The sequence below is a fragment of the Spartobacteria bacterium UBA695 genome, from assembly GCA_002298145.1.
GTDB lineage: Bacteria > Verrucomicrobiota > Verrucomicrobiia > Chthoniobacterales > Chthoniobacteraceae > UBA695.
Genome location: DBMP01000008.1, coordinates 149,660 through 170,642 on the forward strand (window position 1 = coordinate 149,660; position 20,983 = coordinate 170,642).

Annotated in this window: 14 protein-coding genes and 1 tRNA gene; 8 read left to right on the forward strand and 7 right to left on the reverse strand. The window is 61.9% G+C overall.

The genetic code is table 11. The features are described from left to right. Positions 1-96 precede the first annotated feature (96 nt). Entirely contained in the window at positions 97-1,266 is a 1,170-nt protein-coding gene (locus B2828_RS04445) for a glycosyltransferase family 4 protein (protein WP_479632487.1), read from the forward strand. Here the strand turns inward: B2828_RS04445 and B2828_RS04450 are convergent. From B2828_RS04450 to B2828_RS04465, 4 genes are all read right to left on the reverse strand, one after another. Further along, positions 1,230-2,579 (reverse strand): GumC family protein, encoded by a 1,350-nt coding sequence (locus B2828_RS04450; protein WP_479632488.1) that lies wholly within the window; start codon positions 2,577-2,579, stop codon positions 1,230-1,232. The two genes, B2828_RS04445 and B2828_RS04450, sit on opposite strands and share 37 nt — an antisense overlap. Positions 2,580-2,669: 90 nt before the next feature. Continuing rightward, positions 2,670-3,680: a PAS domain-containing sensor histidine kinase gene (locus tag B2828_RS04455; protein ID WP_479632489.1), complete on the reverse strand. Its 1,011-nt coding sequence runs from the start codon at positions 3,678-3,680 to the stop codon at positions 2,670-2,672. A gap of 259 nt (positions 3,681-3,939) precedes the next feature. Beyond that, the gene (locus B2828_RS04460) at positions 3,940-5,415 is read right to left on the reverse strand and encodes a sigma-54-dependent transcriptional regulator (protein ID WP_479632490.1); all 1,476 of its coding nucleotides are present in this window, start codon (positions 5,413-5,415) and stop codon (positions 3,940-3,942) included. A gap of 93 nt (positions 5,416-5,508) precedes the next feature. Further along, the gene (locus B2828_RS04465) at positions 5,509-6,636 is read right to left on the reverse strand and encodes a carbohydrate porin (RefSeq protein ID WP_479632491.1); all 1,128 of its coding nucleotides are present in this window, start codon (positions 6,634-6,636) and stop codon (positions 5,509-5,511) included. A gap of 339 nt (positions 6,637-6,975) precedes the next feature. Between B2828_RS04465 and B2828_RS04470 the strand changes: the two genes are divergently transcribed. The 3 genes from B2828_RS04470 to B2828_RS04480 are packed head-to-tail and all read left to right on the forward strand — an operon-like array spanning position 6,976 to position 11,968. Beyond that, a complete protein-coding gene (locus B2828_RS04470) occupies positions 6,976-8,559 on the forward strand; it encodes a hybrid sensor histidine kinase/response regulator (RefSeq protein WP_479632492.1) in 1,584 nt (527 codons plus the stop codon). Positions 8,560-8,592: 33 nt separating this feature from the next. Next, a complete protein-coding gene (locus B2828_RS04475) occupies positions 8,593-10,905 on the forward strand; it encodes a ComEC/Rec2 family competence protein (RefSeq protein WP_479632493.1) in 2,313 nt (770 codons plus the stop codon). A 43-nt stretch (positions 10,906-10,948) separates the two neighbouring features. After that, entirely contained in the window at positions 10,949-11,968 is a 1,020-nt protein-coding gene (locus tag B2828_RS04480) for a long-chain-fatty-acid--protein ligase (protein ID WP_479632494.1), read from the forward strand. Between the two features lie 56 nt (positions 11,969-12,024). On the opposite strand, the gene B2828_RS04485 is transcribed toward B2828_RS04480, so the two are convergent. After that, positions 12,025-12,098 (reverse strand) — tRNA-Arg (locus tag B2828_RS04485). Between the two features lie 263 nt (positions 12,099-12,361). On the opposite strand from B2828_RS04485, the gene B2828_RS04490 reads away from it, so the two are divergent. Beyond that, positions 12,362-14,038, forward strand: coding sequence for an arylsulfatase (locus tag B2828_RS04490; protein ID WP_479632495.1), 1,677 nt, complete (start codon positions 12,362-12,364; stop codon positions 14,036-14,038). Positions 14,039-14,073: 35 nt separating this feature from the next. Here the strand turns inward: B2828_RS04490 and B2828_RS04495 are convergent, their stop codons facing one another. Together B2828_RS04495 and B2828_RS04500 are read right to left on the reverse strand one after the other, a co-directional pair. Continuing rightward, positions 14,074-15,351, reverse strand: a complete 1,278-nt coding sequence (locus tag B2828_RS04495) for an anaerobic sulfatase maturase (RefSeq protein ID WP_479632496.1) — start codon at positions 15,349-15,351, stop codon at positions 14,074-14,076. Between the two features lie 79 nt (positions 15,352-15,430). Further along, complete coding sequence (locus B2828_RS04500) at positions 15,431-16,948, reverse strand: beta strand repeat-containing protein (protein WP_479632497.1); 1,518 nt, start codon at positions 16,946-16,948, stop codon at positions 15,431-15,433. A gap of 190 nt (positions 16,949-17,138) precedes the next feature. Between B2828_RS04500 and B2828_RS04505 the strand changes: the two genes are divergently transcribed. From B2828_RS04505 to B2828_RS04515, 3 genes are all read left to right on the forward strand, one after another. Beyond that, positions 17,139-17,795, forward strand: a complete 657-nt coding sequence (locus B2828_RS04505; RefSeq protein ID WP_479632498.1) for a response regulator transcription factor — start codon at positions 17,139-17,141, stop codon at positions 17,793-17,795. Next, the gene (locus tag B2828_RS04510; RefSeq protein WP_479632499.1) at positions 17,783-19,210 is read left to right on the forward strand and encodes a sensor histidine kinase; all 1,428 of its coding nucleotides are present in this window, start codon (positions 17,783-17,785) and stop codon (positions 19,208-19,210) included. Before B2828_RS04505 ends, B2828_RS04510 begins: the two co-directional genes overlap by 13 nt. 112 nt (positions 19,211-19,322) lie before the next feature. Continuing rightward, positions 19,323-20,891 carry a family 1 glycosylhydrolase gene (locus B2828_RS04515; RefSeq protein WP_479632500.1) on the forward strand — a complete coding sequence of 523 codons (1,569 nt, stop codon included), beginning with the start codon at positions 19,323-19,325 and terminating at the stop codon, positions 20,889-20,891. Positions 20,892-20,983: the final 92 nt, after the last annotated feature.

Here is a 20,983-nt window from a genome sequence, read left to right on the forward strand (position 1 = left end):
TATAGATGGGACCGCGTGGAGGGGCCCTCTGGCGCGTATTGATCACCGGGGGCTGCGGCACGGGAAGCCACGCTCCCCCATGGGCACGGAAAGGCTATGAAACCACGGAACGTTCTATTTTTCGACCATACGGCGCGGCCGCGCGGCGGTGAGATCGCGCTCCTGCGGCTGATCTCCGCACTGGACCGCGAACGCTACCACCCACTGGTCGTCCTGGGTTCCGCGGGTGAATTTCAGACGCTGCTGGCGGAGGCCGGGATCGAGGCGCACTACTTGCCTTTGCCCAAAGGCATCGCCGATGTCCGGAAGGAAAAGCTCGGGCCCTCGGCGCTCCTCTCCGCAGGGAAAGCAGGGGAATGCTGGAGCTACGCGCGCAGGCTGGCGGCTTTCATGGAAAGCCATGACGTTGATCTGCTGCACACTAATTCGCTAAAGGCCGACCTGATCGGGGCCGCCGCGGCCTGCCGCGCCCGGGTCCCGCTGATCTGGCACGTTCGCGACCGGATCGCCTCGGATAGTTTGCCCGCATTGGAGGCCAGCGGCTTTCGGCTCGCCTGCCGTTGCCTACCGGATCATATCATCGCCAATTCCCAGGCCACGCTGGAAACCCTTGGCCGGGCGGCACGCGGAAAGGCCACGGTGGTCTACGACGGGCTTCCGTTCCCGGATTTCGCCCCAGTACCGATCCCTCCCGGGCCGCCGGTGATCGGGATCCTGGGCCGGATCTCGCCCTGGAAAGGCCAGCACGTCTTCCTCAACGCCGCCGCTCAGATCAGGAAGAACTTTCCCCGCGCCCGCTTCCGGATCATCGGCGCGCCGCAGTTTGGCGAGGAATTCTACGAACAGGATCTGCGGGCATTAAGCCAACGGCTCGGCCTCGCGGGCGCGGTGGAATTCACCGGCTTTGGAAAAGACCTCAAGCGCGAGATCGAGCAGCTCACCGTGCTGGTCCATGCCTCCACCCTGCCCGAGCCCTTCAGCCAGGTGGTATTCGAGGCGATGTACTATGCGCGCCCCATCGTGGCCCCCCGGGCCGGTGGCGTGCCGGAAATCGTCGAGGATAATGTCACAGGCATCCTGGTCCCGATGGAGGATGACCAAGCCATAGCCTGCGCGGTCGAGTCCCTGATCGCCGCTCCCGAGTGCGCCCGCCAGATGGGGGCGAAAGGGCGGGAGCGCTTATTGCATTATTTCCTGGCCGAGCCAGCCGCGCGCAAAATCGAGTCCATTTACTCGACGCTTTTACGCGAGGGAACGCCCCGGTAAAGCCCCAAGCCCAAGCTCAAGGCCGCGCCGACCAGCAGCCCGCCAAGAAGGCCAAGCATGGAGAGCTTGACGCGGCTGGGGCCCACCGGCTCAGAGGGCAGAATGGCCGGTTCGAAAACGCGAAGATTCGTCAGCTCGACGCCCCTGGCAATGTCGGCTTCCCTCAGGCGTTTGAGGATGGCCTCGTAAAGCGCCCGGTCGGTTTCCACATCGCGGAAGAGGACGTTGTAGGGAAGGGCCTGGCGGTTGAGCAAAAGGGCGGCATTCTCCTGCTCTTTCAGCGCCGCTTCGAAGCTCTTCTCCGTAACGACGGCCTCCTCATAGCTAGCCCGGATCAGCTCCGGCATTTTCAGCACGGCGGCCCGCAGCGCCTCCCGGGCATCCAGCAGCTGCGCGCGCACTTGGAGGTTCTTTGGGTGCTTGTCGGGATAGCGTAGGCTGAGCTCGGCAATTCTTACCTCCAGGGAGGTGATTTGCTGTTTGCATTCCAGCACCGATGGATGCTCTGAAACCGCCGCGATGCCAAGCAGTTCCCGCACGTCGCCCGCGTGTTCCATCGCCTTGAGGTAGTCGGCTTCGAGCCGCAGCCGCACGGCCTTGGCCTCGGTGAGCTGGGCCTTCTGGGTTTTAAGCTTCGCCACCAGGGCCTCCTGCTTTTCCTCCACCAACAAGGAACCGTGCAATTCTTTGTAGGTTTGCAGGGCTTCCTCGGAATGTTGCAGCTTGGCTTTGAGGTTCGCCGCTTCGTCCACCAAGTACTTCACCGCCAGCCGCGAGGTGGAGGCCCGCTGCTCCATGAGCGTCGCGAGGAACTCGTCGGCAAGCGATTGCGCCAGCCTTTGCGCCGTTTGCGGATCGCTGAACTCCCCGGTAATATCAATGAGGCGGGGGCCTTTGCGAATCTCGACCCTCGTGCTCCCCAGGACGCGGTCAATCGCCTCCTCGGTGGACAACTCCCCCGCTCCGCCCGCAAAGGCAGGGCAGCTGCGCAGACCGTGCTTCTCCACCACGTTTTTGAGGAAGGCGCGGCTGCGGAAGTTGGCCACGATGGTCGCCACGACCTCCTGCTGGCCGGTGTCTTGGGCGCGCGGATCGTCGGATTTGAGCGGATTGGTTTCGTCGGCCATGATTTCGATGACTGCGATGGAACGAAAGATGGCCGCCTGCCGGGCCGCATAGCCCAGGCCGATGAACAGGCCCGCGAAGGCGCAGAGCGCGATCAGCCACGCCTTTTCGCGCAGGGCACGGCCCGCTCCACGAAAGCTGAATTTCCGGATCCCGCCTTCGTTTTCAAATTCGCCGGTATCTTTCATAGGATCCTTTCGCCGACCAAGTGAGACCGCCAGGGAGGGGAGGAGGGACCTTAAGCCGCGTGCGCCCTCCCTCAACGCGGCGCCTGAGCTTTACTCCACGGGCACCTTGCAGATGACGCAGGTTCCCGAGCCAGGCGCAGATTGGAAGAGCAACTCGGCCTCGATCAGGTCCGCACGGTAACGCATTGAGGCCAGCCCGAGGCCGGAGGAACGCCGCTCACCGTCCTCCATACCATGGCCGTTATCGGTCACCGAAAGCGTCAAGAGTGCGTCCGTTTTGCGCATCCGGACGGTGATGCAATTACCCCCGCTGTGGCGCGCGGCGTTGTGCATCGCCTCATGCGCGATGCGAAAAAGCTGGATGGCGATCGTCTCGTTCTTCAGCCCCGCGGGCCAGCCGCCCTCAATGCCGCATTTGACGGGATAGGCGGCGCACAACTGCGCGGCGACACTCCGCAGCCTGGCCACAAAGCCCTCCCCGGCCAGCGTCTCGGGCGCGAGGTTGTAGACCAGCTCGCGCGTCCGGCCCGCCATTTGCCGCGTCAGGTCGGCGATGTGGGCGGCCACCTTGGCCTGCGTTTCGTCGCCTTCGGCAAGGCGCTTTTCCAGCAGCTTGGAGATCAACGCCGCCGCCGCGAGTTCCTGGCAAAGCTCGTCGTGAAGATCGCACGCCAGGCGGCGCAGCTCCCGTTCGCTGGCCTCAACGATCTGCTTTTCGAGCCGCCGAATCGCGGAAAGATCATGAAGACGCCCCGCGACCCCGGTCGTCTCGCCTCGCGCGTCGCACACCCGGTGATGACTGATCCGGCAGGGCAGCTTATTGCCCAGCGTGAGGTTGCAGCTCCGCACGACGCCGTCGGACAGCACGGCCTCCTCCTGCCGGAGCACCAGGCAGGCGAAACGGGCCGGGAAAAAGCGCGCCATGGGGCTGCCGATCAGTTCGTCAAGTTCCACGCCGAAGAGCGCCGCACACCGCGGATTCGCAAACCGGCATACGCCAGCGAAATCACGAAAATAGAGCGCGTCCGGGGCGCTCCGGACCATGGCGGCAGAGATTTCGCCATAGGGAACTGGCGTCGACGGGAGTTGGGCAAGTTTCATTTGGATGCGGGTTCGTTTTTGCACGAAGCCTCGCTCGCCGCCTGAAGGAAAAAACCATGTTTCCCCCGGCTTGCAGCCATTGATCCGCCGATGGGGGCCCTCCGGGTAGGAACGCGCTGAGGCTTGGCGATCCCCGCATCGCTCGGAGCGGCACAGCCCCCGCCCCGCCCCAACCCTCAATATAAAATATAAAAGCAGGCGCCCGGTCCTGTTTAGGGAACCGGGCGCATGCCTGGCAGGGGAAGTGGGATAAAGAGCGTCAGATCCGCACCCCGATGGGCGGCTGCGGCTTGACGGCCACGACGGGGGCCACGAGGGGAAGATTCCGGTTCCGCGCGAGCGTGAGCACCAGGGTCGGGTCCTCGGCGCGGTATTGATGAAGCTTGTTGCGCAACGTTCGCACGCTGATCTTGAGCAGGCCAGCGGCGCGCGTCCGGTTCTGGTTGGTGATTTCCAGAGCCCGGAGAACTTGCCTCTTCTCCATCTCCTCCAGCGTGAGCAGCGGCTCGCCGCCCGAAGGGCTCGCGGAGCTTTCGCCGTTGCGCTGGGGAAGCGCGCCAATGCGCTTGGTGTCGAGCCACTGGAAGGATTCGGCCTCCAGGCGCGTGCCGCCATCGGTCAGCATTACGGCGCGGTCTAGGACGTTCTCCAGCTCGCGCACATTCCCCGGCCAGGAGTAGGCCATGAGGTGCCGGAGCGCCTCCTCGGAAATGCCGCACGGCTTGCCGCCGGAGGTGGAGCGCTCCAGCCAGTCGTAAACCATGGCGGGCAGGTCGGCGATGCGTTCGCGCAACGGCGGAACGTGCAGGATGGAACGGCTCAGATACTGGTGGAACTCCGGCAGGAAGCCGCCGCGCGCCACGCAACCGGCGAGGTCGCGCTGCGTCGTGGCTACCACGCGGATATCCAGCTCCAGGCTGCGCTCGCCGCCCAGGCGTACCCACTGACCGGTTTTCAGCGCATCCAGGAGCTTCACCTGGACACACAGAGGCAGTTCGGAGACCTCGTCGAGAAGCAGCGTGCCGCCCTGGGCGAGTTCCAACCGACCGCCCTTGAGCACCCGGCGGCAGCCGCCATCGTCGCAGGTCTCGGTGATCCGGCCAAAAAGTTCGTTTTCAAGCGCCGACTCCTCGGCTCCGGCGCAGTTGACCCGCACCAGAGGCCCGTCGGCCCGCGTGCTGGCGCGGTGCACCATCCCAGCCACGCGGCACTTCCCCGTGCCCCGTTCGCCGGAAATGAGAATCGGGTCATTGCCCGCGCCCATGTGGGCCACCAGCGAGCGCAGGTGGCGGATTCCGGGCGAATCCCCCACCATCTCTCGCTCGCAGCAGAGTTCCCCCTCCAGGTAGCGGCGCACCTGCAGGCCGTGCCGGAATGCGGCGGCCCGCTCCATGGCGGCGCGGAGCGCATCCAGGGAATACGGCTTGCCCAGGTAATCAAACGCCCCTGCCCTCAGGCAGCGAATGACGGCTTCCCCGGTGCTGTTTCCGCTCAAGACAAGAGCAATGGGCGGAAGCTCCATGCCGGCGGTCCGCGCAAGCAAATCGCTTCCGCTCCCATCCGGCAGGTCGAGATCGACCAGCAGCAAATCAAAGAATTCCTGCTTTAGGAGCCGGTCCGCTTCGGCGAGCGTCCCGGCGGTTGCAACCGAGTATTGTTGCGAGCGCAGAAAGGCCTCAAGCACCCTGCGGCCCGACGGTTCATCATCGACGATTAGGATTTTCTCAAAATTCATGAGGCCGCCAGAATACGCCCACCAATGGGATGGACAATCGGGTGGCGGCACGTTGCGCGCGTGAGCCTTTCCCTGAAATGGCCCCTCTGAAAATCAGAAGACGAGGGCGAACTGCAACCCGACCGCCAAGGCGTTGTCCTGGCGGATCAAGGCTCCGGGGTTGAAAAGATACTGGATATCGGGCTGCACCGTGAGCCATTCGCTGGCTTTGAATTTGTAGGTGGCTTCGAGAACCGCCTCATGATGCGCCTCGGGCGGTTCCCCGGCTGCGTCACGCAGGGCGGAGCTGACCCGGGTAAAACTGAACCCCAGGCCTGCAATGTCCTCCCCCCGCCCGGGGATGAGCCCTTTGAAGGTCAGCCCCGTCTCACCGTAGAACGGCACCACGCTGCGCTCCGCGGGCGCGCCGCCGATGCGCAGAAAGGCATTGATCCCGGCATCCTTGCTCCCCGGTTCCCGCCACAGCGGCTGATCGGCGACAACGTAACCGCCCGCGTCGGAGATCCGGCCTTTTTCCGGAAAGGCCTCATTCTCCGCCGGGGTGTGGTAGAACGCGCCGAGCTTGTACGTGCCTCCATCCTTTCTGGGCGTCCACGCGGCCTCCGCCAGGGCCAGGGCTCCCCGCCGGGCATCGAGGGTCCAGTCGAGGCCATGCGGATTCCCTACCGCGTCGCCCACGTCGCCATCGTAGAGGCCCACCTGGATGGAAAAAGTCTCCCCGGCTTTCCACCGAGCCCGCACCCCCGGCCCGGCGACCGGGTAGACTGGGGCACGGAAATTCCGGGCAATGAGCGGAATGGACCCGAAGGCGCTGTTGATGAAATTCGCCCCGTTTTCTGACAAAAAGAACTCGTTATCGGTAAGCAGCTGCCCCGCGCGAAGGGAAAAACCGCCCACCTCCTGTTGCAGCCAGACTTCGTAGAGGCGCAGGGAATCGTAGGTGTCGATATTGCTCACGCCGTTGAAGTCGTGGACGTACTTATCCGTGAGGCTCGCTCCGTGAGGGTAAAGCCCGCTCACCAGGAAGCTTCCGCCGCTCCAGTCCACGAGCTTGTCCAGATCCCCCTGGATTCCCACGTTCAGGACAGCATCGTAAACCGCCCCCTGCCGGTACCCGCCCAACAGGTTTCCAAAGCCCTCGCCGGTGTAGGAAATCGGAAACGTCAGCCCCGGCTTTTGCTCCGGCGCATCTCCTGCCCAGGCCGTGAAAGGGGAAAGCAACCCCAGAAACAAAACTGGCAATATCCATTTTTCCATATCCAAACGCTCCCATAATGAAATATGGTCTCGAACCGGAAGTCGAATTCGATCTTTAGCAATTCTGCGCAAAAGAATGAACAAAAAGGATCCGGTGTTTGACTCTGTTCTAAACTGATCCCTAAACCGTGCGCTAATGTACGGAGCCCAACCGGGTCAGCCTTGACATCATAGATCGCAAATGATGAGTAACGGATTCCTTTGCCGAAAGTGAACGCTTGAATGAGCCCTATTTTCCCGCGAAAAAAAAACCAGACCAGCACACCGTCTCCATCCAAGAGCAAAAAGCAACCCGCTGGGCCATTGCCCGCCGCACCGGAGAAAGATGATGCTCCGGCGCGTACTCCGGACTCCTTTGCCAAAGCGCAGATAGAGGACGAGGAGATCCAGTTCCAGAGGGCCATGCTCAACGGCATTCCCGACCTGGCATGGATGAAGGACAAAGACGGCATTTTCCTGGCCGTCAACAAGGCGTGGACAAAGTTCCTGAATAAACCGGCCAGAGCGGCGGTGGGGAGATCGGTGCTCGAAGTCTTTGGCGAGGAGGTCGGCCGCAGGCTCTACCTCCAGGACCTTGATATCATCAAAGCGGGAGTCCCCAAGCGGTTCGAAGAGTTCTTCATGGTCAACGGCAAGCCGGTTTGGGTCGATACCATCATCACCCCGTACCTGGACGCGAAAAACTGCGTCTCGGGGACCATCGGGATTGCCCGCGATATCACCGAGCGCAAGCACGCCGAGGAGCGTATCTTGCGCACCCAGCGGATGGAGAGCCTGGGAGTGCTCGCCAGCGGCATCGCGCACGATCTCAATAACATCCTGGGGCCGATCCTCATGGCGACCTCCATGCTCCAGGAAAATATCAAGGACGAGGCCAACCGGGAGTTGATCGGCATCATTGAGGAAGCCGCCCAGCGCGGAACCGACATCGTCGGCCAAGTCCTCACCTTCGCCCGAGGGGCCAAGGGCCAGCGCAAAACGGTCGACACGCGCTACTTGCTCGAACAAGTCGAACGCATCCTGCGCAAGGCCATGCCCGAGACCGTCAAGTTCATCACCAACCTTCCCGAAGATTTATCCAATATCACCGGCGATCTCACCCAGCTCCACCGGGTCTTCATGAACCTCTGCGTGAACGCGCGGGATGCCATGCCCTCCGGAGGCCAGCTGACCCTCAGCGGCCATAATACCGAGGTGGACCAGGTAGCCGCCGAGCACAACCCCGACGCACAGCCCGGCCACTACGTCTGCATCAACGTCGCCGACACGGGCATCGGCATACCGGAGCAAATCCGGGAAACCATTTACGATCCGTTTTTCACCACCAAGGAGATCGGCAAAGGCACCGGTCTGGGGCTCTCGACCGTGCTCGCCATTGTGAAAAATCACGGCGGATTTGTGACGCTCAATTCCAAGGTGGGCAACGGCTCAGTTTTCTCCGTCTACCTGCCCTCCACCCAGAGCAAGGTCCAGCCCGAAAAGGCCCCCCCCGTGACGCTGCCCCCCAACGGCAAGGGCGAGATGATCCTGGTCGTGGACGACGAACTGCCGATCTGCAAAATGATCGAGACGATCCTGACGAAAAAAGGCTACCGGGTCCTCACAGCCCTGGGCGGCCACGAGGCGCTACGGCTTTTCGCCGAGCATCACGAGCAAATCGGGGCCGTCCTGACCGACCTCGCCATGCCTGAAATGGGCGGCGTGGAGCTCATCCGGCGGCTCAAGGCGGCCCAGCCCGGTCTCCCAATCATCGCCTCCACCGGCCAATCCAGCGAGCAGCGCTACAACGACCTCAATTCCCTGGACGTGCAATGGCGGCTCTCAAAGCCCTACGGCGCGCAGCAGCTCCTCGCCATCGTGCGCGAGGCAGTAACGTCCCGGGCTTGACATCCCCACCCCGTCCGGGGCCACTCTCGCGGAATGTTATTGAGGACCCGTCAACCCCTTGCCCTTCACGCGCTTTGTGCGATCGGCGGCATCGTGGCGGCGGATCAGCTGAATTCACCCCACTGGGCCTGGGCGGCGGCGCTGGGTAGTGCACTCTGGATCGCATGGGGTATCGCCCGGCAAAAGCGGGAGCGCGCGGCCCGCTGGCTCGCGGCGGCGGCCACCGTCAGCCTTTTCTTTGCATGGAACGCCTACCGGCTCAGCGACGGACCGGGAGCCGCACTGGTCCGGACGGTGCCGCCCCGGGGCTGCGTCGTCAAAGGCACCGGCATCGTCGACAGCGAGCCGGAGCCGGACCGGCGCTTCCACCTCCGGCTGGAGGCGCTCGACCTGGGCGACGGCAAACCCACGGCCGTCCGCGCCCCGGTCATCGTTCGCTGGAACAACCGGGGAGCGCTTCATTACGGCGACCGGATCGAGTTCACCGGCGACCTGCACCCCATCCCCCCGCCCCGCAACCCCGGCACGTTCGACAGCCCTGCCTACTGGAGAACCCAGGGCATTACCTGCGAGCTGCGCATCCGCTTCAACAACGACGTGCGCCTCATCGAGTCCAACTGCGGCCGCCCCTTCGTGGCCCACTCCATCGCGCTGCGCCACTGGCTGGAAGGCGTACTCGCGCTCGACCTCGAAGATTCGCCCGACCTGACGGCGCTCATCCAAAGCATGGTCCTCGGCTCCCAGGGCGATTCCATGGAGGAAACCCGCGCCCTCTTTCAGTACACCGGCACCATGCACCTCTTTGCCGTCAGCGGCATGAATGTCGCCATGCTGGCCGCAGTCGCCACCAGCGTGCTCATGGCTCTGGGGCTCCCTCGGCGCGCCATGGCCATCACCGTGATCCCTCTCTTGTGGGCTTACTGCTACGCCACAGGGCTCACCCCCAGCAGCCTGCGGGCGACCGTCATGGCCACAGTCTACCTGGGCGGCCTACTGCTCAACCGTTTCGCGCTCTCCTGGAACACCCTGGGAGCCTCGGCACTGGTGCTCCTGGTGGCAAACCCGGGCAACCTGTTCACCTCCGGCTTCCAGCTCTCCTTCCTGATGGTCGCCTTCCTGTTCCTTTGCACCGGGCCCATCCAGCGCCGGGTGACACCCTGGGTCGAGCCCGATCCGTTTTTGCCCCAGACGCTCTGGTCCCCGTGGCTGCGGGCGCGCACTTGGGGGGCCCGGCATCTATTGGAAGGGGTGGCCGTTTCGACCGTCGCCTGGCTTGGCTCCACGCCGCTCATGATTCATTATTTTCACCTCTGGTCCCCCTCGACAGTCCCCGCCAACCTGATCGCGGCGCTGCTGACCTGGGGGATGCTGGTAACGGGCCTCGCAGCCGTAAGCGCCGGGCTTTTTTGCAAAGGGCTCGCCATTGTCTTCAACAACGCCAACTGGCTGATCGCAAAAACGCTGCTCTCGGTAGTCTCCGGCATCGCCTCGGTGCCCTACAGCCATGTTTTTGTCGAAACCCCATCGCTGGGGCCCACGCCGCTGTGCGAGGTCGAGGCGCTCGATCTCCCTGGCGGCGCGGCCATCCATGTGCGGATCAACTCAAAGGAGCAAGGCCAGCGCGACTGGCTGGTGGATTGCGGCAACGAGAACGCGGTGACGTTTACCGTGGCCCCGTACCTGCGGAGCCGGGGCGTCAACCGGCTCCAAGGCGTGGTGTTGACCCATGGCGATGCGCAGCACATCAGCGGCCTCCTAACGCTGCTCAAGGAAACGCCGGTTGACGAGGTCGTCGACTCCTACCTGCCCGACCGCTCCCCCTCCCGCAAAGCGATCCAGAAAGAGCTCGCCGATCAGGCACGCGGGAAATCGCTCGTTTGCCGGGGCGACCAGCTCACCCTTGCGCCGGGGGTAACGCTCCATGTCCTCTTCCCCCCCGAGGGGCTGGAGGCCGGGCGCGCGGATGACAAAGCCCTCGTCCTGCGGCTCGACGCGGCGGGGCGACGCATCCTGCTTTCCTCTGACGCCGGGTTCCGCACGGAAAGCTGGCTGCTCGAAAACGCAGCCCCAGGCGAACTCCGCGCCGACGCCTGGATCAAGCAAACCCATGCGACCGACCTCTCCGGCACGCCGGACTTTATCGAAGCGGCCCACCCGTCGCTCATCGTCGCCTCCGGGGCCACGTTCCCGGCGCAGGAGCGAATCAAAGAAGAATGGGCCCAGGCAGTGCAGGCACGGGGAATCCGCCTTCTGCGGCAGGACCTCGGCGGGGCGGCCTGCCTCCGGATCGGCCCAAAGGGAGAGTGGAGCGCCGGAACGTTTCTCTCCAATCCTACCGAGAATTGAAAGTCATTGGTATCAGCGCCGTTTCATGATTCCTTAGAGGACCATGTCCTACCACGACCTTGAAGCGAAACTCCTCGACTGGATGGCCCGCCCCGCAGGCGGCATTCCCGAGGCAGAGTTCGACGCCTTGGCACTGGAAATCCACCACTTTCAGCGCGAAGCCAACGCCCCGTACGACCAGTTTTGCCGTCACGAAAAAGCGCGCGTAAAGCACTGGTGGGAGATCCCGGCGGTGCCAACGAGTGCCTTTCGCCACGCCGCCCTGCGCACATTCCCCGCCGCCTCCGCCGTCACCACCTTCCGCACCAGCGGCACCACCGGCGAAGGCTACGGCAGCCACCACTTTTGCTCCACGCGACTCTACGACGCCTCCATCCTCCGCGCCTGGCAGGCCCTGTCGCTCCCCTCGGCCCCCCAGATCATCCTGACCCAGCGCCCCGGCGACGCCCCCCACTCCTCCCTCAGCCACATGATGGGAACACTCAGCACACTCGGCCCCCAGACCTGGGCCATCGACGCGGGCGGCAGCCTGGACGTAGACGCCGTTCGCACCACAGCCTCCGAGGGCCCAGTGCTCATCCTCGGCACGGCCCTGGCCTTCCTGCACCTCATCGAAACACTCGGAACAGATCGGATTCCCCTCGCCCCGGGCAGCTTCGCCATGGAAACAGGCGGCTACAAAGGCACCGGACGGACCCTCACCAAAGCCGCGCTTTACGAGAAAATGCGGGGCACCTTCGGCCTCGCACCGGAAGCCATCCTCAACGAATACAGCATGACCGAGCTCAGCTCACAATGGTACACCCGCGGCTTGGGGGGAGCCCACCACGGGCCGGACTGGACCCGCGTGCGCGTAGTCGACCCCGAGAGCGGCGAAGAAGCCGCCGCCGGCGAACGGGGCATGCTGCGCCTCTACGACCTGGCCAACCTTGGTTCCGTCGCCGCGATCCAGACCCAGGACCTCGCCATTCGCCGGGGCGGCGACTTCGAACTCCTGGGGCGCGACCCCAACGCCATCGCGCGCGGCTGTTCGCGTTCGGCGGACGAACTCCTATCGCAGTAGCGCGGCAGGGGTCACTCGTTCCAGAAGCAGAGAGTCGAAAATACCCGAAAAGAAAGTGCGCCCGGGGTGACTCGAACACCCGACCCACGGTTTAGAAAACCGTTGCTCTATCCGGCTGAGCTACGGGCGCATGTGGCTCCGATAGAACCAACGTACCAGGGACTTCTAAAGGTTCGAGGGCCGCAAATCAAGCGCTTGCTGAAAACAAAAGCTTCCTCACTTCCGCGCAAACCGCCGCCCGATGGCTCGCCAGAAAGAACTCCGATTTGCACGCGCCGTTCTTTTCCCCCCTCCTCGTGCCTCCGAACATCCGGGGCCTTGAGGCCGCTCGATTAAGCAGGCACCAACGCTTCGGCTGTGCGTTTGTTTTTAAGGGGGGAAAGGCATCGATTTATGACACCACGGATTCTTGAAGGGGGCATCTTGGCCGCGGCGGCGGCGGTTACGTTATGGGGAGCAGCGCCCCAGGCTTCCGCGGCGGAGAAAAAGCCGAATGTCCTCTTCATCATGGGCGATGATATCGGCTGGTTCAATATCGGCGCTTATCACCGGGGCATCATGTCCGGCAAAACGCCCAATCTGGACAAACTTGCCGCGCAGGGGATGCTTTTTACCGACTATTACGCCGAGGCAAGCTCCACGGCGGGGCGGGCCAATTTCATCACGGGCCAGCTGCCGGTTCGCACGGGCCTGACCACGGTGGGCCAAGCCGGTGCGGATGTAGGGCTCCCCGCCCAGGCGGTCACGGTCGCAACGGTGCTCAAAGCCCAGGGCTACGCCACGGGCCAGTTTGGGAAAAACCATCTCGGCGATCTCAATAAATACCTGCCCACGGTGCATGGCTTTGATGAATTCTTTGGCTACCTCTATCACCTCGACGCGATGTCCGATCCCTATTGGTTTGACTACCCGCAGGATTGGATCGACAAGACCGGCCCTCGTGATTTGGTTCACTGCTGGGCGACGAATACGGAGGACCCCACGGAGATGCCGCGCTGGGGCCGGGTGGGGAAACAAAAGATCGTGGACGAGGGCCCCTTGGCGCCTTTTCCGAACATGACGGATCGCCAGAGTTGGCAGGTGGGCCGGCCAGCGAAGTACAATATGGAGACCTTTGATGAGGTGCTCGTCAAAGCCTCCTGCGACTTCATGGACAAGGCGAAAAATGACGGCAATCCCTTCTTCATCTGGCACAACACGACGCGTATGCACGTGTTCACCTACCTTTCGCCCCAATATCAGGCGTTGATGAATGCCGGGAGCAACTACGGATTGGAAGAGGCGGGCATGGCGCAGTTGGATGACAGTGTCGGCGCGCTCTTGAAACATCTCGAGGAGATCGGCGAGGCCGACAATACTATTGTGGTATTCACCACGGATAACGGCGCGGAGGTCTTCACTTGGCCCGATGGCGGGATGACGCCGTTCCGGGCAACCAAGGGGACGGTTTTCGAAGGCGGCTTTCGCGTACCTTGTATTATTCGATGGCCCGGAAACGTACAGCCAGGCAGCATTGAAAACGGCCTCTTCTCGGGTCTCGACTGGCTCCCCACTCTCGCCGCCGCGGCGGGTAATAAGGACATCACCGAGCAGCTTCTCAAAGGCGTAAAGCTGGGCGATCGAACCTATAAAAACCATCTCGACGGCTACAATCAGCTCGATTTACTCCAGGGCAAGGGGCCTTCGGCTCGCCACGAGATTTTCTACTTCGGCGGGCCTAAGCTCGGGGCGCTCCGCATTGACGATTTCAAGTTCCAGTTCTTCCAACAGCCTTACGGATGGCCGGGGGAAAAGTTGACGACAGACATGCCCACCATCATCAATATCCGCCAGGACCCCTTCGAGCGAACCCCGCTCACCCGGGGCGAGACGACGAACAATGGCGCGGGCGGCTACATGAACGACTTTTATGCGCGGGAGTTTTGGCGCTTCGTGATGGTCCAGAAATACGTGGAGAGGCTGGCGGCAACCGCTATCGACTATCCGCCGATGCAAACCCCGGCCAGCTTCAACCTTGAGGCCATCAAGCGGGAGATTGAGCAAAAGATCCGGAATCACGAGGGGGATTAACCATCCCCGCGCCCCGGAGGTGAGGGAGCACACGGCTACATGCGCGCCACAGGCCGGATCGGCCCCCGACGCAGTTCGGCAGCAAGGCATTCGATCTCCGGCAAGGCATGCGCGAAGTAGCGTTTGAATCCCCGGCAAAGATAATTCAGCCCCGGCTCGCCCTCCGCTGTACGCAGGAGGCGGTTCTTCGGGCATTCGCCCCAGCAATCTTTGAGGAACTCACACTCCCGGCACTGGCGGGGCAACGCCTCGTTTTTAGCGTAGCCAAAGATCACCTGCTCGCGCGAGAACGCCATTTTGTTCAGCGGGGTTTCGTGCAGGTTGCCGAGGTGGTATTCGGGATAAACATAATGATCGCAAGCGTAGATGGAGCCATCGTGTTCGACGGCCAGGCCCTTGCCGCAGAACTCCCCATAAATGCAGAGCTGCGAGGGCATGCCAAGGTGCTGCGCCACTAGCGTCTCGATCTGGTTGACGTACACGCGGCCCGCGTCCCTCGAGCGCCATTCATCAAAGACGCGGCATAGGAAATAGCCCCAGTCCTCCGGGTCGACCGACCATTCCGTAACCACAGAATGAGGCGAGCCCGGGCGGGATTCGGGATCGCTCTCCGTAGGAAGCGCGGCGACATCCCAACGCTGCGGCGCGGTGCCGCGGAACGCCCGGTGTTCAACAATGGGGATAAACTGCAGGTAGGTGGCCCCCAGTTCCCGCCGCAGAAATCGGTAAACATCCAGCGGGCGGCGCGCGTTGAAGCGGTGCACGCATGTCAGCGTGTTAAAAGGCACTTCATACTGGCGCAGAAGCTGGGCCGCCCGAAAAACCTGGTCGAACGTAGGCGCCCCCCCTTTTGCCACCCGGCAACGGTCGTGGAGTTCCCGAGGACCGTCAATGCTCAGCCCCACCAGAAAGCGGTTCGCCTTCAAGAACGCCGCCCACTCCTCGTCCAGCAGCGTGCCGTTGGTCTGGAGATCATTCTGAATGCGCTGGCCGGGCCGGGCATACTTTTTCTCCAACGCGACCACCTTCCGGTAAAAATCCAGGCCCGCCAGCGTCGGCTCCCCACCCTGCCAGGAGAAGACCACATCGCCAGCCGTGACGCCCTCGATGTATTGCCGAATAAAGGCCTCCACGGTTGCCTCACTCATGCGGCCCGGTCCCGGCCCCTTGGGAAGCTGCGCCTTGCTGAGGTAAAAGCAGTAGGCACAATCAAGGTTACACGCCGAGCCAACCGGCTTGGCCATTACGTGGAAGCGGCGTGGCGCGCTGCCTGCCGCCGATGCCGGAGCATCGTACTTATCGGGAGTGGGCATGAGAAGAACGTGTCTTCGTAAATCGAAAACAACGTTCTCCCCGCGCTTCTATCCCTGCGGGTTTCGGACCGCGCGAAATTTACCAGGAGCCCCGGCGGCGTCTGCGCCAAGCCAAAAAACCCAGCGCGCCAATGAGCAGCGCCCAGGAGTTGGGCTCAGGAACAACGGTGATGGTCACATCGTTGCCATCGCCACCGTTGTAATCCACTTCATAATTCACATCATTATAGGTAAAGGTGGACGTCGTGGAACCGTTTGAAAGGACCACGTTCGTGCCCGATGCCGTCACCGCGGTAAACTGGCCAATCACCTTCGCAACCGCCGTGCCGTCGATCTGAATCAGCGTGATCGTCGCGCCCAGCTCGGTAAGCGCATCCAGCCCGGAAAGCGCCAGCGTACCTGAAAGCGAAACGGAGTCGCTGACCTTTACTAGGTCGAACGTCCCCGCCGTGGTGCCAGTGATTTGCATTTCCAAGGTCGAGGCGGAGTCGAGCGTCAGGCTCGTTACCGAAATGGTTCCCGGGCTGTTACCGGGAGCCACGGTGCCGCCCGTGACGTTGACGTTGCCCACCGTGCCGCTGCCGCTCAGGCGGCCGCCGCTGGTTACTTTGACCGTTCCGGAAGTCGCCAGCGAGCCGTTCACCTTGAGTTCACCCAAGGAGACCGTTGTAAGCCCGGAGTAATTACTAGTGCCCGTCAGCGTCGTGGTGCCGCTGCCGATTTGGTTGACCTTCAAGCTCCCCGTAAACTTCTGGCTGTAGCTGTTGGCGCTGCTGGCATTGAAATTTACCGTGCCCGAACCGCTTCCTCCGGCAATGACAAGAGGGCCGCTGCTGGCGCTCAAAGACCCCGTGTAATTACCGCCGTCGCCCAGGTTGAGCGTTCCCACGGAACCGGCATTCGCCCCCACCACCACAGTTCCGCTGCCCACGGTTACCACGCTGCTGCTGCCGGTGGTTAATGTCCCCGTACCCGATAGGCCCACATTAATCGTTGAAGAAATAGCCACTGTTCCCCCGGTGAGCGTGGCGGTACCGCTACCTCTGGCTAAATAGCCGATGTCAAGGTTGGCAACACTGCTGACATATCCCCCGCTTACCGTCAAAGACCCTTTGGCGTCCCTCCCTACCCAGATCCCTTGCTGATCGGCCTTGAGCGTACCACTAGTAACGGTTAGCGCGCCGCTCGATCCATTGCCATAGGCAATATACAAAGTTCCCGTGGTCATTACCCCGCCATTGATTACCAAAGTCCCTGAACCGTGTCCCCCCACGTAGGTGGTGTTTCCAGAGCCAAAGGTTCCGCTGGTAATCTGCACCGTGCCGGAGGATCCGGCTTGGTCGGCAACATACGTGTTCGATGCAGTGGTGTTCCCCCCCTTGACGAGCAATGTGGCCGTCCCGGTCGAGCCGATAACCACATCATTGTTATAGCTAGTGCTCGAAGTCCAGGTGGTGGTGCCCGAGTTATATGTCACCCCGGCACCCGATGCGCTCTGAATCACACCGAACATCCCCGCCAGGACGGCGCACAGGCCCAGCCATTTCCCTAACCGGCTTTTTTCAGCCAAGAGTGAGGATTCAAAATGATTTCGCATGTCGTCGAATGTGCTGAGGATTTTCTAAGTAACAGCGCATCACACCATGGCCGGCGTTCCACGCTTACGGCTCGCACCTTAGCAAAGCGAACATGAATCCAAGATGAATCCAGGGGAGATTTTTTCCTATTTTCAGGTATCCCAAATTTCTATCCCGCTCCCGGAGAAAACATGCTAAACCACGAGCGATATGAGAATCTTGATCGTCGAAGATAACAACCGCCTTCGAAAATCGCTTCTCGATTATCTGCGCGACGAAGGCTTTGCCACAGACGGCGCGGCCAGCGGCGAGGAAGCGCTCTACCACATCGCGCATTATGAATATGACGCAATCGCGCTCGACATCATGATTCCCGAGCCGGATGGATTCGAGGTTCTTCAGAAAATCCGCCAGGCCGGAGTACGCACTCCCGTACTAATGCTCACAGCCCGCAGCAGCCTTTCCGACCGACTGCACGGGCTGAACACCGGCGCGGACGACTACTTGATCAAACCCTTCGATATGGAGGAGCTGGTCGCGCGCCTGCGGGCCCTTATCCGCCGGGCTGCCAGCAACCCCAATCCCGTGATCCGAGTGGGACCGGTCACCCTCGATACCGCCGCATGCACCGCATTCATCAACAGCCAGCCCGTGGAACTGACGACACGCGAATTCGCCCTGCTGGAGCTGCTCATCCGGCAACGGGGAGCCGTGGTCTCGCGCGAGGAAATGACCGAACACCTCCTGGATGAGCGCGACGATTCAATGTCCAACCTGCTGGATGTCTACATCTACCGGCTCCGGCAGAAATTCGGCAAAACAAGGATCCAAACCCGGCGCGGTATGGGCTACCAATGGAGCGCATGACCCCGTTGCGCGACAGCATCCAGTGGAGGATTTTCCTCTACTACACCGCTATTTTTTCCGTAGCGGTCGCCCTGCTGTTTGCCGGACATTTCTGGACCACGTTACAGAGCGCGCGGCGCATGGCGGAAACGCGGATGCAAAAACACGCGGTGCAAATGCGCCCCTTGGCCTTCCCTCCGCCGGATTTTTCAAAAATGGATGGACAGCCCCGTCCCGCGGAACCTCCGGTGATGCGGGGCCCGGTGAACAACCGCGATTTTCATAAAACTGTGGCAAAATTAGAACGAGAGCAAATCTATGTGATCCTCGTTAATTGGCGGGGGGAGGAAATCTACCGTTCGCAGAATGCGCCTCGGGACTTTTGCGTCAGCACGCCACCTGGCGGACCGTTGACTTTGAAGCCGGGCGCCCGGTCCCTTGGCGTGGAGGTTCACACGCGGATCGGGGATGTCATCGCACTGGGCCAACCCCGCAAGGTCGTCGAATTACTGGCGCTGCACACCCTACCCCAGACCGTCGCGGCGGCGGTCTCCGTTCTGGGCCTCTTTTCTTTCTTCGGCTTCCGGCTCATCAAGCACGGTCTCAAACCCATCCGGGATATCAGCCGGGCCGCCGAGCACATTGCCAGTGGAGCCCTTTCGGAACGCATCGCCATCCCCTCCCAACGCTCCGAACTCGGCCAGTTGGCCAACGTGCTGAACCACACCTTCAACCAACTGGAGAGCGTTCTGCTTCGGCAAAAGCAATTCACCGCCGACGCCTCTCATGAACTTCGCACGCCGGTCGCATCCATCCTGGCGGACTGCGAATTTTCGCTCAAGCGCGAGCGCACGCCCGAGCGCTACCGGGAAACCATCGCAGTCTGCCATGAAGCCGCCCGGCACATGCGCAAAATCATCGAGTCCCTGGGCCTGCTGGCTCGTTTCGATGCCAAAGAGCAGGAGCTAAAAAAAACGCCGTGCGACCTCGCTTGCGTCGCCTCCCAAGCCCTTGCGCTCGTCCAGCCCTTGGCACGGGAACATACCGTTGAAATTTCATCAGAGCTTAACCCCGCATCCTGCCGGGGCGACACGGCGCGCCTGGAGCAAGTCGCCGTCAATCTCCTCTCCAACGCGATCCTCTACAACCAGGCCTCAGGCAAAGTGCATCTGCGCACCGGCACCGCAGGAGGGAACGCATTTCTAGTCGTGGAGGATAACGGCCCCGGCATTCCCGAAGATAAAATCGAGCGCATTTTCGATCGGTTTTTCCGCCTGGATACCACTCGCCGTCATCCCGAAAGCGGGAGCGGCCTCGGGCTGGCCATCTGCAAAGCCATTATGGATGCGCACGGAGGAGAGATCAAAGCCACGAGCAAGGCAGGCAAGGGCAGCGTCCTGGCCGTCACCCTGGAAGCCACACCGTCGACCGAATAGCCGCCGCACCGATGCAATCCGCTGAAAACGGCCCGAAAATCCCACCCCACACGCCGGAATAAAGCTGGCAAGAGTGAGAATCATAGCGCAAATATCCCCTGCGCCCCAAAACATGCCGGACATTCCTTCACCGTCGCCAGCCAACCCCGATTTTCTCTGGGGAGTCGCCACATCGGCCTACCAATCCGAGGGCGGCTATAACGCTCCCGGCGAACCCCAGACAAACTGGGCCGAGGCGGAAATGCGCCAGGAAGTCATGCCGTCGGGCCACGCAGCGGATTTCTGGAATTGTTACGAAGCCGATTTTGCCACCTGCCAGAAAATGGGCCTCACCGCCTTCCGGCTCGGGATCGAGTGGAGCCGCGTTCAGCCGGGTGACGCAAATGCCGACCGACAAGGCACTTCGCCCCCCTTTGATCTCGATGCGCTGGAACGCTACGCCGACATTCTCGCCGCCTGCCGTCGCCATGGCATGGAACCCATCGTCACCCTGCACCATTTCGTGCATCCGGCCTGGCTAGGTAGCGATCCATGGCTCAGCCCCTCCATCCAGAAGCCATTTTTACTTTTCGTCAAAACTGCCGTCACCCACGTCAACCGGGCCTTGGTGGAAAAGCACGGCCAAGCGCCCATTCGCTATTACCTGACCATCAACGAGCCCAACACGCTGGCCGTGAACACCTACCTGGGCAATCAATTTCCCGGCCACGGCTCGCGGGGATTCGCGAACTTCAGCCGCTGCTTAAATCAACTGCTCGTGGCACACGTTCACGCCTATAACGCAATCCACGATTTGCATGAGGCCAACGGATGGAGACACCCGGAGGTCAGCCTCAACAACTATTGCAGTGACCTGTATTGGTCCGACAAAGTGCTCCTGGACCTGCTCGCACTCCGGGAACGGGGTATCGCGCGCGAAAACTTGCGCGCCTATCTCGATGCCAAATCCGGAGAATTCAAGACCACCCTGCGGACCGCAAACCTGCCCCTGCGGCGGGGACTGCTTTCCTTCATCGGCATTCTCGTTAAACGCTACCTGGAATCCGAAGGGAAACGCCTTTTCACCGCAGATCAATTCGCCCCGTTACTCGACGCCATCCACGCCTCCCCTCGGGAGCAGTTCCTCGATTTCATCGCCGTGGATTACTACGATCCCTTCATGGCCCACAGCTTCCGGGTCCCGATGCTGGCCGACCACGAATTTAAGACCAAAACTTTCCGGGCCTGGCTGGAAGCCTGTTTCGTCAGCAAATGGTGGGACTGGCGCGTTTTGCCGCGCGGCATGCATTTCTTCTGCGCCTATTATTCGCGGGATTTTCACGATCGCGCGATCCTCATTGCCGAAAACGGCATGGCATTGCGCCGCCGCCCCGATAACCAGCACACGCACCGGCGCGACCGCTACACCCGCAGCGCCTTTTTGCGGCTGCACGTTGGCGAAACCATGAACATGGTTCGCGATGGCATTCCGCTCATCGGCTATCTCCACTGGTCCCTCTTCGATAACTACGAGTGGGGCTCGTTCACACCGCGTTTCGGGCTGTTCTCGCTCGACTATACCCGCGACACCGGCCGGATCGCAGAAGATCACTTGGGGGACCGTCCCTCGGAGACTTACGCGCGGCTTGTCTGCCAAGCCAAGGAAAATGCCCCGCAAATATCTGCGAGGCCAATGAAATAGCACCAGGCCGTCGTCGGCTGCGCAGGTCCGGCATTGAAGTAACGCCAGACGTTAGCAGAAACAGCATCAGAGCAAAAAAAAGGCCCTCGGTC